This is a genomic window from Nesterenkonia sp. AN1, assembly GCF_000582475.1.
Lineage (GTDB): Bacteria > Actinomycetota > Actinomycetes > Actinomycetales > Micrococcaceae > Nesterenkonia > Nesterenkonia aurantiaca.
The window spans coordinates 47525-63324 of record NZ_JEMO01000024.1 but is presented as its reverse complement, the minus strand read 5'-3'; the positions used below and the strand labels follow the sequence as shown (position 1 = coordinate 63324).

Sequence of the window (15800 nt, the reverse complement as noted above, 5' to 3'; positions counted from 1 at the left end):
CGGATGCCGAGGCGGACTCCTGGGCGGCCGCGCCGTCGGGCGCTGCGCCGGGCTGCTCCGCGCTGGCCGGAAGCAGCTCGTGGAGTCGCATGAGCAGCGTCTCGATCAGCGGGGTCGCCTTCTCGCGGGCGTGGTGATCAGCGCGGCGGCGCTGGCCCAGCCAGTCGGCGGGGACCGGTCGGGTCACCATTCGATCGCTGTCCTGAGATCCTGCGCTGCGTGTGACCATGTCCGAAGTCTAGCCCGGTGGGCCTGCGCGGCGTCGCGCCATGCTGCCGCAGCGACGCATCGCTGAGCCAGGCGCGCAGCAGCGTCGACCAGGCGCGGAGGTCCTGCGGATCCAATGCCGCCCCGGGCGTGGGCAGTTCGGCGCGGGATCCGGCCGGGTCTCCACGCAGAGCGTCCTGGGCTCCGGTGCCGGCGCCGACCAGCGCGGGTATCCCATGGGCGAGCGCCTCGGTGACCACCATCCCGTAGGTCTCGGCCAGGGAGGGCAGCACCAGGAGATCCGTCTCCGCCCACAGGGTCTCCAGCTGCGTTCCGGCGGCGGCCCCGATCACCGAGACGCGTCCGTGGGGCTGCTCGGCCGCAGCGGCTCGGACCGCCGCGGCATAGGCGGGATCCTGACCTTCGGGTCCGGCGATCACCGCGCTCCACTGCGGCTCGGGAGACCCTGTCGGCTCGGGGTGCCCTGTCGGCTCCGAGAGCTGTGCGAGGGCACCCAGCAGGCCCAGGGGATTCTTCCGGGGCGTCACCGCCCCGAGGAAGAGCAGCCGTGGCGCGGCGCCGCCGGGGGCAAGCGCAGCACGGTCCACGCCGGGCTCCGCGACGGCAACCCTGGGGTGTCCGTAGCGCGCCCGCAGGTCATCGCGAGCCCAGGCGCTGGTGCACACGATCGAGTGCGCGGCGCCCAACGCGGCACGCTCGCTGAGCGTGAGTCGCTGCGCCTCCTCGGGGCTCAGCCCGGACTCTGCGGGCAGCGGCAGGTGGACCAGCACCGAGATCTGCGCACCCGAGGCGGCGGCGGTGCGGAGCTCCTGAGGGGCCGCAGAGCCGATGATCCCGTCGAGCAGCACCTGCCGGTGCTGGGCCAGGTGATGGGCCAGCACCTGGCGATCCGCGGGGGAGGGGTTCGGCCAGGCGCCCGGGACCGCGATCTCCTCGACCTCGAGCCCCATGGCCCGCCACTGCGCGAGCACCCGGTGGTTATAGGTCAGCCCGCCGCTGGGTCCGGGAAGATCGGCGGGCACGATGAAGGCGAGCTGCGCCATCAGCGCCGCGTCTCGGTCTGCGTCGAACGTTCCAGCACGATCGCATCGCGGGTGAAGGAGATGACCAGCAGGGTCAGGGCGATTCCGGTGACGGCCACGGCGAACGGGACGGGGGTGATCGGCAGCAGCGCGACCCACAGCACCGAGGCCTGGATCGCGGCTACCGTGCGTCGGAACAGGCTGTAGCGCAGCTGCCCGCGAAGCGCCGGGCGCACGCGGGAGGCGGCCACGAAGAGGTAGCGCATCGCCCCGATCGCCACCGCCCACCAGCCCACGGTGCTCGCCGCGATGAGTGAGACCACGAGCAGCGCGGCCGCATCGGCCTCCATGTCCAGCCGGCGCCGAGGGGGTGGAACTGTGCGTGTGCCGGGCCACCCAGCCATCCACGGCATCGAGCAGCAGCGCGACTCCGGCGAGGATCGCCAGGGCCCAGCTGCGCGAGGGGATCGCCTCGACGAGGATCAGCACCGCGGCGCCCGCGAGCACCCCGACCAGTCCCACGCGCAGCAGGGTCACCCGGTCAGCGGTGGTCACGACCCGGGGTCGACGCCGCAGCAGCGAGACTGCTGCCACGACCGGGGCGATGAGCGCGGCCGCGATGATCAGCAGGCCGATTCCCGCATCCGGAGCCAGAGTCAGTGCCAGGGCCAGCGCCACCGCCCCGGGGGCGAGGATCAGGATGATGGCGTCCCGGGCTGCCCGGCCACGGCTGGTTCCGCCCACCGGCGCGCCGACGGGAGCTCCACCCTCTGGTGCTTCGGCTGCCGGAGGGCCCTGCTCGGGGGTCGCGTCCCGGTGCTGATCGGGGTCGCGCCCTGTCGTGTCCATGGCAGATAATCTAGCCGGGATTCGCCTCACCTGCAGGGCCGCCGGGCCCAAGCCCCAGGGCCGCATGGCTCAAGCCCCAGGGCCGCCACGCGCATGTCGCAGGGCCGCCGGGCTCAAGCCCCAGGGGCGCCGGGCAGCGCCTGGTCCTTGATCCGATCCACGGCCAGGCGGATCGCTCCACGCCTGACTGCGTCGGCACCGAGTGCTGAGGCCTCGATCCGCAGCCACGGAGCATAGAGGTACTGGGCGAGCTTGTGCTTTGCGCGGGCAGCCACATCGGTCAGCGCCGGAGCGATCGCCCCGGAGACCAGGATGCGATCCAGGTCCAGCAGTCCGGCGAGCACCACGCAGATCCGCGCCAACCGGTCCGCGAGCTGGTCGATGACCTCCAGGGCCAGTAGATCTCCCTGTTCGGCCGCCGCGAAGACGTGTTCGCTGGTGACCTCCTCGGGGGTCACCGCACCGAGCGGACCCGCATGCCCCGGAGCCTGCTTCAGGGCCTCCCGGGCGAGGTGCCGCGCCCACCAGCCCAGGCCGTTGGAGGACTCGACGCCCTGGACCAGGTCCAACATGCCGAGCTCGCCGATGCCGCCGCGGGACTGGTGCAGCAGGGACCCATCCATCACGAGTCCGGCGCCCAGGCGCTCCCCGGAGAGGATCACGGCGAAGGAGTCCTCCGCGGCGCCTGACCCCAGGTCCAACTCCGCGAGCGCGGCGAGATTGGCGTCGTTGTCCACTGCGCAGTCCCAGCCGTGCTCGGCCCCCAGGCTGATCAGCTCGGGGTTCATCAGGCCCCAGAACGCGTTGAGTCCCTTGGGGGAGTCTCCCGAAGAGTCCACCGGCGCTGGCACCGCGATGACCAGGCAGGCGACGTCGGCGTGGGTGAGATCGGCTTGTGCCAGGGCAGCGTCGATCGTGTCCAGGATCGTGCGTCGTCGTTCTGGGGCCGGCTGCAGCGGAGCCTCGGATCCCTCCGGATTCGAGGGTCGAGTGGCGCAGCCGATCTCGACGCCGCGCAGATTCGCCACGGCCGCGGTGACCTGGTGCAGGCCGGCGTCCACGCCGATGACATGGCAGGCGTCCTCGCGGAAGGCATACCGCAGCGCAGGGCGCCCCTTGGTGTACTGACCGGCCTGCCGGGAGTTCTCCGAGACCTGCAGCCAGCCCTGTTCGGTGAGGTCTCGGCACAGGGTCAGGACCGTGGCGCGGGTGAGTCCGGTGGCGTGCATCAGCTCCGTGGCGGTGCTGGGCTCGCGGCCCCACATGCAGCCCAGCACACGCTGCGCATTGAGCTGCCGGATCAGCTGGGAAGAGCCGGCCGGGCCAGGGGAAGGCGTCTGACTCATGGGGGCCTGCTTCCGGTCTGAGATGCCGCAAAGAGAATTCACAGTCATTATTGCATTGCTTATATTAAGACTCTATATTTAGTCCGGACATGAAGTTTTAGTGTTCCAGCTCACAGAAGGGGGATCCGGTGAGCCACGCTCCACCCACACCCTCGCGGCGGGCCTTTCTCGGCGGCCTGGCCGGGGCAGCTCTCGCCGCTGGACTCAGCGGCTGCGCCACCGGCCGCGGCGTCCCAGAGGTCTCGTTCCATCAGTCGAAGCCCGAAGCGATCCCGTATTTCGGAGGCCTGGTGCAGGACTTCAACCAGCAGGCCTCGGGCGTGCGGGCGGTCCACGACACCTCCTCAGGGCTTTCTGCAGGGTTCGCCCGCGGCAACCCGCCAGACCTGGGCTGTCTGAACTACAACTACGAGATCGTCCGCTTCCAAGAACGCGGTGCCTTCTCCGACCTTGCAGATCTCGCCGGCGAGGCTCGGATCGCTCCGAGCATCCAGGATCTGATCGACCAGTACCCGACCTATCCCGGGCGCACCAGCGTGATCCCGTACTCGATGATGGCCGCCGCGGTGCTCTACAACGAGGAGATCTTCGCCGAGCACGACCTGTCGATCCCCACCACCTACTCCGAGTTCCTCGAGGTCTGCGGCGCGCTTGAGGACGCCGGGGTGACCCCGATCTACTCCACCTACGCCGATCCCTGGACCGTGGCGCAGGGCTTGGTCGACTACAGCGTGGGAGGCAGGCTCGACGTCGCCGAGTTCTTCGAGCAGCTGCGCGCCCAGGGCGCCGACGCCGGCCCCGATGCGCCGGTCTCGTTCTCCCGCACCCTGCGCGAACCCCTGGAACAGATGCTCGAGATCGCGGCGTTCTCCCAGCCCGGTGCCGCCAGCAGAGGCTACGGAGACGGCAATGTCGGCTTCGCCCGCGGCGATGCCGCGATGTACCTGCAGGGCCCCTGGGCACTGGGCGAGATCGCCACGATCAACCCCGATGCGCGGATCGGGATCTTCCCGCTGCCGATGACCGAGGACCCCGAGGATCTGAAGGTCCGGGTCAACCTCGACCTCGCCCTCTGGGTGCCCGAGGCATCCAACGCCCAGGAACCCGCGCGGGAGCTGCTTCGCTACCTGATCACCCCAGAGATCGCCGACGCCTATAACCAGGACAACCTCGCCTTCGGGGTCCGCGAGGATGCCCCCGCGGTGCAGGATGCCCGGCTGCAGGACCTGCAGGGCTTCGTGGACCGCGCCGCCTTCTACCAGGGAGTGTCCCAGGCCATCCCGCGCACCATCCCGTTCGAGAACTACGCCCAGGGAATAGTCACCGGTCAGAGTCTGGAAGCAACGCTGCGGACTCTCGACGAGGACTGGGCCCGACTGGCTCGACGCTCAGAGACCGAGGCCTGACATGACCACTGCCACCACCCCGCCGCGGACCGCGGAGGCCCCCACCGGGGTCAGCCCCAGGTCCCGACCCGCCCCTCGACGTCGGCCCCGCACGGATCGCGTCTACCTCTGGTTCCTGCTGCCCACCCTGGTGCTGTTCACGCTGAGCATCACCATGCCGGCCGCGATGGGCATCTTCTACAGCTTCACCGACTCGGTGGGCTTCGGGGAGTTCAACTTCGTCGGACTCAACAACTACCTGGTGATGTTCAGCGACCCGGCGATCCTGTCCTCCTACGGATTCACCATCGGAGTGGCGCTGTGCACGGTGATACTGGTCAACGTGGTCGCTCTGACCCTCGCCATCGGACTCACCTCGAAGATCCGGGCGAAGACCGCGCTGCGCACGATCTTCGTGATGCCGATGGTGGTCTCCGGGATCATCATCGCCTTCGTCTTCCAGTTCATCTTCGCCAATACGGTCCCTGCCACCGCCCAGGCGCTGCAGCTCGGAGTCCTTGAGGAGTCGATCCTCGCGGATCCGGACCTGGCCTGGATCTCGATCGTGCTGGTGACCGCCTGGCAGGCGGTCCCGCAGGCCATGCTGATCTACATCGCCGGGCTCATGACCGTGCCGCGGGACGTCTACGAGGCCTCCGCCATCGACGGGGCCTCCGCCTGGAAGCAGCTGCGCAGCATCACCCTGCCTCTGATCTCAGGATTCGTGCTGATCAACGTGATCATCGGGTTCAAGGACTTCCTGGGCACCTACGAGATCATCGTGGGTCTGACCGACGGCGGCCCGGGCACCTCCACCCGCTCGGTGGCGATGACGATCTTCTCCGGCTTCGACAACGGCGACTACGCCTATCAGATGGCGAACTCCACGATCTTCTTCCTGATCACGCTGACCATCGCACTCATCCAGCTGCGCCTGACCCGAGGAAACGCGAGAATCTGATGACCCTGCCCACCACCACCATTCCCGGCGGCGCCGCCAGCACCACCCCGCGCCGCTCCACAGACAACTCTCGGCGCGCCGCGCTGCCGACCTCGCGACGCTCCGACCGGCACCGCTGGGGCACCACGGTGCTGCTGATGCTCGGCGCGCTCACCGTGATCCTGCCCTTCTACGTCACCATCTCGATGGCGTTCAAGACCGGAGAGCAGGCAGTGGAAGGCGAAGCCTTCGCGCTGCCGGCCCCGTTCAGCGTGGAGGGCTTCTCCACCGCCTGGGCGCTGACCGACTTCCCCCGCGCCTTCACGATCTCGATCCTGATCACTCTGGCCACGGTGATCGGCACGATCCTGCTCAGCGCGATGGCCTCCTACGCGATCTCCCGAAACTGGGAGAAGAAGGCCTACCGCTGGGCGTTCTACTACCTGCTCGCGGCGATGTTCCTGCCGTTCCCGGTGCTCGCGCTCTCCCAGGTCAAGCTCACCGGCATGGTCGAGCTGGCGAACCCGCTGGGCGTCGCGCTGCTGCACATCATGTTCCAGATCTCGTTCAGCACGCTGCTCTTCACCGCGTTCCTGCGCTCGCTTCCCGCGGAGCTGGAGGAGTCCGCCCGGATGGACGGCGCCTCCACCGCAGGAGCCTTCTGGCGGATCGTCTTCCCGCTGATGGCCCCGATGAGCGCCACGGTCGGGATCTTCGCGTTCCTGAAATCCTGGAACGACTTCATGATGCCCTCACTGATCATCGCGGACCCTTCGCTGCAGACGCTGCCAGTGATCCAGGAGATCTTCCAGACCCAGTTCAGCAATAATTACCACGTCTCCTTCGCCTCCTACCTGATGGCGATGGCACCGGCGATCATCGCCTATGTGATCTCCCAGCGCTGGGTGCTCTCCGGACTCACCCAGGGCGCCGTCAAATGATCGGCTCGGGCCTGGAAGCAGGCTCCGAGAAGCACGAACCCGAGACCCACCCGCAACAGCGAAAGGACGAGAAACCCTTGTCATCCACCACCACCGCAGCAGCCCCGACCACGGCTTCCGGACTCGGCACCGACCCCCACTGGTGGCGCCAGGCCGCGGTCTATCAGATCTACCCGCGCTCCTTCGCCGACGCCGATGGCAACGGCATCGGCGATCTGCGCGGGATCACCGAGCGGGTGGACTACCTGCAGGACCTCGGGGTCGACGCCGTCTGGCTCAGCCCCTTCTACCCCTCGGCGCTGGCCGACGGCGGCTACGACGTGGACGACTACCGCGACGTCGACCCCAAGATCGGCACGCTGGAGGACTTCGACGCCATGATCGCCGCGCTGCACGGCGCAGGGATCCGGCTGATCGTGGACATCGTGCCCAATCACACCTCGGACCGCCACGAATGGTTCGTCGAGGCGCTGCGCTCGCCCAAGGGCTCGGCCGCTCGGGATCGCTATATCTTCCGCGACGGCGCCGGTGAGGCGGGAGAGCTGCCGCCCTCGGACTGGACCTCGATCTTCGGAGGACCCGCCTGGACCCGGATCACCGAACCCGATGGGACACCGGGCCAGTGGTTCCTGCACAGCTTCGCCAAGGAGCAGCCCGACCTGAACTGGCACAACCGCGAGGTCCACGAGGACTTCCTGCAGACCCTGCGCTTCTGGTCCGACCGGGGCGTGGACGGGTTCCGGGTCGACGTCGCCCATGGACTCTCCAAGGACCTGCCGGCGAACCTGCCGAGCCAGGCCGAGCTGGACGCGACGCCGAAGGACGGGGCCCACCCCATCTGGGACCGCGATGAGGTCCATGAGATCTACCGCGAATGGCGCGGGGTCTTCAACGAATACGACCCGCCGAAGATCGGCGTGGCCGAGGCCTGGGTGGATTCCGCTCGGCGGCCGAAGTACGCCTCCGCCGAGGGCCTGGGCCAGGCGTTCAACTTCGATCTGCTCGAGGCCGGCTTCGACGCCGCCCAGTTCCGCGAGACGGTGACCTTCAACCTGGAGCTGGCCGCGAAGTCCGGGTCCTCCAGCACCTGGGTGCTCTCGAATCACGACGTGGTCCGCCACGCCACCCGCTACGGGCTCCCGGCCAAGGCCTCGGGTGAGGAGAAGGCAGGGACCAACTGGCTGCTCACCGCCGGCGCCACCCCGGAGCTGCAGGCCGAGAGCGGGCTGCGCAAGGCCCGTGCCGCCTCGCTGTTCGAACTCGCCCTGCCCGGCAGCGCCTACCTCTATCAGGGCGAGGAGCTGGGTCTGCACGAGGTCGCCGAGATCCCCGACGCCGACCGGCAGGACCCGACGTTCTTCCGCAGCCCCGGGCTCAGCGTGGGCCGTGACGGCTGCCGGGTCCCGCTGCCCTGGTCCAGCGCCGGGCAGAGCTTCGGGTTCGGCGAGGCCGAGGCGCACCTGCCGCAGCCCGAGTGGTTCTCCCGCTACAGCGTGCAGGCGCAGGACGCGGCGCAAGACTCGACGCTGAACCTCTACCGTCGTGCGCTGCGGCTGCGTCGCGAGCTTCAGGGCGAGGACACCCTGGAGTGGATCGAGCTGCCCGGAGCCGGAGATTCCACCACCGAGGTGCTGGCCTTCCGCCGTCCCGGGGGGTGGATCTGCGTGACCAACTTCGGTGAGCAGGCCGTCCCGCTGCCCGCCGGAGAGGTGCTGGTCAGCTCGCAGCCGCTGAACTCGGAGGTGCTGCCGGGGGAGACCACGGTCTGGCTGCGCGAGCACTGATTCGTCCCGGCCCTCCGGACGCCCCGTCCGTGCCCTCGCAGGCTCCCCGGAGCATCTGTCGCATCCTCATGCCATGTCCCATCGCTATTTCCGTGCATAGCCATGGGACATGGCATAGGGATGCGACGAACCTGACTGGGCGCTTGGGTAGTCCCGAATACAGCCCGATTCCAGGGTCGCTGTGGTTCACCGGTAGCGTGAACGCCATGGACAGCCCCGCCCCGACCTCCCAGACCCAGCGCCCGGGACTCCTGCTCAGCGCCATGTTCCTCGCCGTGACCCTGCCAGCCTGCGGCGCAAGCGCCGAGGCTCCTCAGGACGCCGCCGCGGAACAGCCCGGCGCCACCCCGGAAGGTGATGGCGACGCCGAAGAGTCAGCTGCGGGGGAGGACTCATCCGATGCTGAAGGCTCAGCTGACGGGGAGGAGCCCGAGGCCGAGCCCGAGGCTGAGCCCGCCGAGCTCCCGGGCGGAGGCGACACGCTCTTCCCGGACCGGCGCTTCCTCGCCGCCTACGGCGCGCCCGGCATCCCCGCGCTCGGAGTCCTCGGCGAGGGCACCCCCCAGGAGGCCGCCGAGCGGGTGAAGTTCTACGCCGAGCAGTACCAGGAACACTCTGAGGAGCCGGTCCAGCCGGCCTTCGAGATCATCACCTCGATCGCGATCACCGAGCCTGGCGTGGACGGGAACTACACCAACGCCCTGGACCCGGAGCTCATCGAGCCCTGGGTGGACCTGGCCGCGGAGGAGGACATCTACGTGGTGCTCGACCTGCAGCCGGGCCACGCAAGCTTCCTGGACCAGGCCCAGCAATACGAGGAGTTCCTCGCCCAGCCCCACGTCGGTCTGGCGCTGGACCCGGAGTGGCGGCTCAGCGAGGGTCAGCGACACATGGAACAGATCGGTTCGGTCAGCGCCGAGGAGATCAATCAGGTCTCCGACTGGCTGGCGGAGCTGACCCGAGAGCACGAGCTTCCGCAGAAGATGCTGGTGCTGCACCAGTTCAAGCACTCCATGATCTCGGACCGTGAGGACATCGACACCTCCCACGAGGAGCTCGCCCTCCTGCTGCACGCCGACGGCCACGGAACACCTGGGATGAAGACCGAGACCTATGAGACCCTGCAGCAGGACCTCAGCGAGGACATCTGGCTCGGCTGGAAGAACTTCTACGACGAGGACTCGCCGACCTTCACCTCGGAGCAGACCTTCCAGGTCGAGCCCAAACCGTGGTTCGTGTCCTACCAGTGACCCGCATAAACTGACCGGGATTGTTTCCACCCACCTGACCCGGGAGCAGAATGTCCACGCCCGAAACACCGCATCCGCTGGATGAATCCGCCATCGACCATGCTGTGCAGCAGGCCGTTGACGCCTTCGCCGCAGCCGGAGACCTCGAGGAGCTTAAGGCCGCACGGCTCGCGCACACCGGAGACAAGGCGCCGCTGGTGCTGGCCAACCGGGCGATCGGCTCGTTGGACAAGACCGAGAAGGCCGCCGCCGGCAAGCTGCTCGGCGGCGCTCGCGGGAAGATGCAGAAGGCCCTCGCCGCGCGCACCCAGGTGCTCGAGGTCGAGCACGCGGAGCGGATCCTGCTGGAGGAGACCGTCGACGTCACCGCCGCGCCGCGTCGTCGTCCGCTCGGTGCCCGGCACCCGCTCTCGGTGCTGCAGGAGCGGGTCTCCGACGTCTTCATCGCCATGGGCTGGGAGATCGCCGAAGGTCCCGAGGTGGAGTCCGAGTGTTCAACTTCGATGCGCTGAACATCGCCCCGGACCATCCCTCCCGGGAGATGCAGGACACCTTCTTCGTGGAGCCCCCGGAGGCGCACCTGGTGCTGCGCACCCACACCTCCCCCGTGCAGATCCGCTCGCTGCTCAACCGTGAGCTGCCGGTCTACGTGCTCTGCCCTGGAAAGACCTTTCGCACCGACGAGCTCGATGCCACTCACACCCCGGTGTTCCACCAGTTCGAGGGCCTTGCGGTGGACAAGGGCCTGACCATGGCTGATCTGAAGGGCACCCTGGAGCACTTCGCCCGGCAGATGTTCGGTCCCGACGCCGCCATCCGGCTGCGCCCGAGCTACTTCCCGTTCACCGAGCCCTCCGCGGAGCTCGACGTCTGGCACGCCCACGCCAAGGGCGGCCCGCGCTGGGTGGAATGGGGCGGCTGCGGCATGATGAATCCCGCCGTGCTGCGCGCCGCCGGAGTGGACCCGGAGGAGTACACCGGATTCGCCTTCGGGATGGGCATCGAGCGCACCCTGATGTTCCGCAACGGGGTCCCCGATATGCGCGACATGATCGAAGGCGACATCCGCTTCAGCCAGCACTTCGGAATGGAGGTCTGAGACATGCGCATTCCGCTTTCTTGGATTCGTGAATACACCCAGTTCCCTGCTTCGGGCACCGCGGAGGACCTGATGGCCGAGCTGGTCCAGGTCGGGCTCGAAGAGGAGGACGTGCACCGTCCCACCGATGAGCTCAGCGGCCCGATCGTCGTCGGCGAGGTGCTGGAGAAGATCCCCGAACCACAGTCCAACGGCAAGACCATCAACTGGTGCCAGGTCCGCGTGGTGCCCGAGGGCGCCGCCCAGACCCTGACCCACGAGGGCATAGACCCCTCGGGCATCCAGGGCGTGGTCTGCGGCGCGCACAACTTCGAGGTCGGCGACAAGGTCGTGGTCACCCTCCCCGGGGCCGTGCTCCCCGGCGACTTCCGGATCGCCGCGCGCAAGACCTACGGCCACGTCTCCGCCGGGATGATCGCCTCGGTGCGCGAACTCGGCATCGGCGAGGACCACGACGGAATCCTGGTGCTCTCGCGCCTGGGACTCGACCCGGAGCCGGGCACCGACGCCATGGAGCTGCTGGGCCTCTACGACTCCGCCGCGGAGATCAATGTGACCCCCGACCGGGGCTACGCCTTCTCGCTGCGCGGGATCGCCCGGGAGTATTCCCACGCCACCGGGACCCCGTTCATCGACCCCGCCGGCCAGATCAGCACCACGAAAGACGACGACGACGCCGCCCGACCCGGTCACGAGGTCAGCCTCACCGATGACACCCCCATCTACGGGGTGCAGGGCTGCAGCCGGTTCGTCACGCACAAGGTCACCGGGATCAACCCGACGGCGCCCACCCCGCCGTGGATGGCGGCACGGCTGCGCCTGGCCGGGATGCGCACGATCAGCATCGCCGTGGACGTCTCGAACTACGTGATGCTCGAACTGGGTCAGCCCAACCACTGCTATGACGCGGCCAAGCTCGACGGCGGCATCGAGGTCCGCCGCGCCCGGATCGGCGAGCAGCTCACCACCCTGGACGAGAAGGTCCGCACGCTGGACGCCGAGGACCTGGTGATCGCGGATCAGTCCGGGCCCATCGGGATCGCCGGGGTGATGGGCGGGGCGCGCACCGAGGTGGACGCGACCACCTCGGCCGTCATCGTGGAGGCCGCTCACTTCGACCCGATCAGCGTCAGCCGCAGCAAGCGCCGGCACAAGCTGCCCTCCGAGGCGTCCAAGCGCTTCGAACGCGGTGTGGACCCGCTGCTGCCCCCGCTCGCCGCCCAGCGCGTGGTGGACCTGCTGGTCCAGCTCGCCGGCGGAACCGACTCGCGCGAGGTCACCGACGCCGGTGCCGCCGCGCTACCGCAGCCGATCCGGCTGGACCCCGCGCTGCCGGAGAGGCTCACCGGGGTGGCCTACACGCAGGAGCAGATCAGCTCCACACTGGGCGCCATCGGTGCCGAGGTCGGCCAGGAGGGGGAACAGCTGCTGGTGACCCCGCCGAGCTGGCGCCCGGACCTGACCATCCCCGCCGCCCTGGTCGAAGAGATCGCCCGGCTCGTCGGCTACGACAAGATCCCCTCCCGGCTCCCGGTGCCACCGGCCGGCCGCGGGCTCACCACCGCCCATCAGCGCCGACGCGGCGTCTATGCCGGCATGGCCGCCGCCGGCTTCACCGAGGTGCTCAGCTACCCGTTCTACTCCGAGGCCGCGAACACCCGCTTCGGGCAGGCCGAGGACACCGGAAAGCCGATGCCGATGCTGCGCCTGGCCAACCCGATCGCCAGCCAGCACCCGGCGCTGCGCACCACGGTGCTGCCCGGGCTGCTCGAGGCGCTGCGCCGCAACGTCTCGCGCGGCTTCACCGACGTCGCGCTCTTCGAAGCCGGCTCGGTCTTCCACCCGAAGGTCCAGCTCGGCTCGCCGAGCATCCCCGAGCTGGGGGCCTACCCCGGGGAAGAGGTTCTGGCCGGGCTCGACGCCGGCATCCCGGATCAGCCGCTGCACATCGCGGCCGCACTCAGCGGAGCCGAGTCGGCCGAGCTGCCCGGTGTGCCCGGACGCCGTCGGGACTGGGCCGACGCTGTAGATGCGGCGCAGAAGGTCGCTGACCTGCTGCGTGTTCGCCTCGAGGTGGTCCAGGGCCAGCACCAGGCCTTCCACCCCGGACGCACGGCCGAGCTGCGGTTCAACGGAGCACGGATCGGTCATGCCGGTGAGCTGCACCCGAAGGTCATCGAGGAGCTGGACCTGCCCGCCCGGACCTCGGTGATGGAGCTGGACCTCTCCGTGCTCATCGAGGGGTCCCCGGAGCAGATCAGCGCCGAGCCGATCTCGACCTTCCCGCCCACCACCCAGGACGTCTCGCTGATCGTGGCCCAGGAGCTGCCGGCAGCCGAGCTCGAGGCCACTCTGGTCGAAGGAGCGGGGGAGCTGCTGGAGAGCATCGAGCTCTTCGACGTGTACGCCGGTGAGCACATCGAGGCCGGTCACAAGTCACTGGCCTTCGGGCTGCGCTTCCGCGCCGAGGACCGCACGCTCACCGCCGAGGAGGCCTCCGCGGCCCGCGCCGAGGCCGTGGCCCTGGCACAGCAGCGCCACGGGGCCGTGCAGAGGTGACACTGCAGCGGTGACAGTCCAGAGGTGACGACTCAGCTCGGCGCCAGCCGCTGAGCGGCGTCACCAAGATGCTCTGGCGGGCGTTCAGCCCGCCGGAGCATCGGTCTGTGGACCAGGTCCAGGAGCTTCTCCCAGCCACCGACCGCGGCGCATGACGCTGTTGACCTGCCATGCCGGATCCAACAGCACCAGATCCGCGCGCCCGCCGGGGAGCAGCCTGCCGACGTCGGCGAGCCCGATCATCTCTGCAGGATTGGCGGTGGCCGCCATCAGCGCCTCGCCCGGGGCGATGCCCGCGTCGAGGATGCTCCGGCGCACCGCCTCGGCCAGGGTCACCGCCGAGCCCGCGATCGCGCCTTGCGCGCCGTCGGGTGCCTGAAGACGGGCGACGCCGTCTGCGACGTCCACGTTCAGCGTCCCCAAGGCATAGCGGCCCTCCGGGGCGGCGGCGCCGGCCATCGCATCGGAGACCAGGACCAGCCGGCGCGGCCCGCCGTTGCGGGCCGCCGAGTGCCAGGCGTAGCGGACCATCTCCGGGTCCAGATGCACTCCATCGCTGATCAGTTCCAGGAAGGCGGTGCTGTCTTCCAGCAGTGCCAGAGGTGGGCCCGGTTCCCGGTGATGCAGGCCCAACATTGCGTTGAACAGATGTGTGGCGGCGCTGGCCCCGGCGCTCAGAGCGGCCCGGGTCTGGGCGACATCGGCGCCGGTGTGCCCGACTCCCACGACCAGTCCCGCGGCTTGCAGCCGCGCAACGGCCTCGAGAGCGCCGGGCAGCTCCGGGGCGAGGGTGACATAGCGCAGCAGCTCAGCCGCCTGGTGCTCCAGCACGGCCGAGACGGCCTCCGGAGTGGGGTCGCTGAGCAGAGACGCCTCATGGGCGCCGCGATGGGCGCAGCTCAGCCACGGCCCCTCAAGGTGGATCCCGGCGAGCTCGCCGGTCTCCACCAGGGGCCGGAGTCGCTCTGCCTGGTCCAGCAGCGCCGGGATCGGCGCGCTGACCAGGGAGGCGAGCATGGTCGTGGTGCCGCGGTGACGGTGGGCCGTCAAGACGGTCCCGGCAGCAGCCGCGCCCTCCGTGAAGGCCGCGCCGCCGCCGCCATGAGCGTGGACATCGACGAACCCGGGTGCCAGCACGCCCTCGGTGAGGTGCAGATCCGGGGTCTCCGGCGGGTGACCGTGTCCGGCGTCGAGGATGCGTCCCTGTGCCAGGCGCAGCCAATACCGACCGAGGTCCCCCTCCGGGGTCAGCGCCGCCTCGGCGAGGATCAGCTGGGTCATAGGAGACGGACCCGACTCGGCATGGTGTGTGCTTCTCAGGGCTGCAACAGCAGCTTGCCGGTGGTCCGGCGGTTCTCCAGATCGTCGTGGGCCCGGCCCGCTTCGGCCAGCGGGTAACTGGCGCCGATGCTGAGCTTCAGATCTCCGGTGGTCAGCGCGCGGAAGAGCTCGGCGTAGCGCCAGGAGCGCTCCTCGGCATTGCGCAGATACCAGTGCGTGGCCGGGCGGGTCACGTAGAGCCCGCCGCGGCGGTTGAGCTCCTGCGGATCCAGCGGGGGCACCTGGCCCGAGGCCCCGCCGTAGAGCACGAACATTCCCCGGATCGCCAGAGACTCCAGGGACCCCGCATAGGTGTCTTTCCCGACGCCGTCGAAGACCGCGGCGACACCCTCGCCCTTGGTGATCTCCAGGACCCGCTCGGCGAAGTTCTCATAGCCCAGGACATAGTCGGCACCGGCGGCCTGCGCGATCTGGGCCTTCTCCTCGGTGGAGCAGGTGGTGATCACGCGCGCCCCCTTGGCCTTGAGCAGCTGGGTCAGGATCTGGCCCACCCCTCCTGCTCCGGCATGGGTCAGCACGGTCTCACCCGGGGAGACCCGGTAGGTGGAGTTGACCAGGTAATGCGCGGTGATGCCCTGCAGCGGAAGCGCCGCGGCCTGCTCATCGGTGACCTCATCCGGCACGCGCACGGCCTTGCCGGCGTCGACCAGGAAGTGGGAGGCGTAGGTGCCGGTGGAGGCCTCCAGGGTGGTGACCCGCTGGCCGACGGAGAGCGACTCCACGCCTTCGCCGGCGGCAAGGACACGCCCGGTGCCCTCGGTGCCCGGGGTGAAGGGATACTGCACCGGGTAAACGCCGCTGCGCTGGTAGGTCTCGATGAAGTTGACCCCGGTAGCGGCAGTCTCCACCAGCACCTGGTTCGGTCCAGGCTCGGGCAGCGACACCTGAGCCTCGACGAGCACCTCGGCGCCCCCTGCCTGCTCGGCATGCACCACTCGTGCTCTGTCGGGCAGATCCTCTGGGAAAACTGTCTGTTCATTCATGGCGGCAAGCGTACCCAACACAGGCCCGGAGCGGCGAAGTCTGCGGCCCCAGAGTATGCATAAATATTGGATA

Annotated in this window: 12 protein-coding genes and 2 pseudogenes; 7 read left to right on the top strand and 7 right to left on the bottom strand. The window is 69.3% G+C overall.

Annotation, left to right across the window (positions count from 1 at the left end):
* The 5 genes and pseudogenes from BG28_RS12785 to BG28_RS12770 all read right to left on the bottom strand — a co-directional run.
* Positions 1–190 (bottom strand): hypothetical protein (locus BG28_RS12785; RefSeq protein WP_152539295.1); only part of this gene is annotated, 190 nt, incomplete at its 3' end.
* Positions 138–1271: a glycosyltransferase family 4 protein gene (locus BG28_RS12780; protein WP_051501442.1), complete on the bottom strand. Its 1134-nt coding sequence runs from the start codon at positions 1269–1271 to the stop codon at positions 138–140. The genes BG28_RS12780 and BG28_RS12785, both read right to left, overlap by 53 nt.
* Complete coding sequence (locus tag BG28_RS16360; protein WP_235181108.1) at positions 1271–1600, bottom strand: hypothetical protein; 330 nt, start codon at positions 1598–1600, stop codon at positions 1271–1273. Before BG28_RS16360 ends, BG28_RS12780 begins: the two co-directional genes overlap by 1 nt.
* A 79-nt stretch (positions 1601–1679) precedes the next feature.
* A pseudogene (locus tag BG28_RS16870) lies at positions 1680–2099 on the bottom strand (hypothetical protein); the annotation flags it as partial.
* Between the two features lie 113 nt (positions 2100–2212).
* Complete coding sequence (locus tag BG28_RS12770) at positions 2213–3445, bottom strand: ROK family transcriptional regulator (RefSeq protein WP_036477554.1); 1233 nt, start codon at positions 3443–3445, stop codon at positions 2213–2215.
* Positions 3446–3573: 128 nt separating this feature from the next.
* On the opposite strand from BG28_RS12770, the gene BG28_RS12765 reads away from it, so the two are divergent.
* From BG28_RS12765 to pheT, 7 genes and pseudogenes are all read left to right on the top strand, one after another.
* Positions 3574–4851: an ABC transporter substrate-binding protein gene (locus BG28_RS12765; protein WP_036477552.1), complete on the top strand. Its 1278-nt coding sequence runs from the start codon at positions 3574–3576 to the stop codon at positions 4849–4851.
* 1 nt (position 4852) lies between these two features.
* Entirely contained in the window at positions 4853–5791 is a 939-nt protein-coding gene (locus BG28_RS12760; RefSeq protein ID WP_036477548.1) for a carbohydrate ABC transporter permease, read from the top strand.
* On the top strand, positions 5791–6711 hold the full coding sequence (locus BG28_RS12755; protein WP_036477546.1) for a carbohydrate ABC transporter permease: 921 nt from the start codon (positions 5791–5793) through the stop codon (positions 6709–6711). The genes BG28_RS12760 and BG28_RS12755 overlap by 1 nt, the downstream gene beginning before the upstream one ends.
* Entirely contained in the window at positions 6708–8495 is a 1788-nt protein-coding gene (locus tag BG28_RS12750; protein WP_084479724.1) for a glycoside hydrolase family 13 protein, read from the top strand. The genes BG28_RS12755 and BG28_RS12750 overlap by 4 nt, the downstream gene beginning before the upstream one ends.
* Positions 8496–8701: 206 nt before the next feature.
* Positions 8702–9745: a hypothetical protein gene (locus BG28_RS12745; protein ID WP_051501441.1), complete on the top strand. Its 1044-nt coding sequence runs from the start codon at positions 8702–8704 to the stop codon at positions 9743–9745.
* A 50-nt stretch (positions 9746–9795) separates the two neighbouring features.
* Positions 9796–10844, top strand: a pseudogene (gene pheS, locus BG28_RS12740) (phenylalanine--tRNA ligase subunit alpha).
* Positions 10845–10847: 3 nt separating this feature from the next.
* Positions 10848–13403, top strand: a complete 2556-nt coding sequence (pheT, locus tag BG28_RS12735) for a phenylalanine--tRNA ligase subunit beta (protein ID WP_036477544.1) — start codon at positions 10848–10850, stop codon at positions 13401–13403.
* A gap of 84 nt (positions 13404–13487) precedes the next feature.
* Here the strand turns inward: pheT and BG28_RS12730 are convergent, their stop codons facing one another.
* Together BG28_RS12730 and BG28_RS12725 are read right to left on the bottom strand one after the other, a co-directional pair.
* Positions 13488–14684 (bottom strand): N-acetylglucosamine-6-phosphate deacetylase, encoded by a 1197-nt coding sequence (locus BG28_RS12730; protein ID WP_036477541.1) that lies wholly within the window; start codon positions 14682–14684, stop codon positions 13488–13490.
* 35 nt (positions 14685–14719) lie between these two features.
* Entirely contained in the window at positions 14720–15727 is a 1008-nt protein-coding gene (locus BG28_RS12725) for a quinone oxidoreductase (protein WP_051501440.1), read from the bottom strand.
* Between the last annotated feature and the right edge of the window lie 73 nt (positions 15728–15800).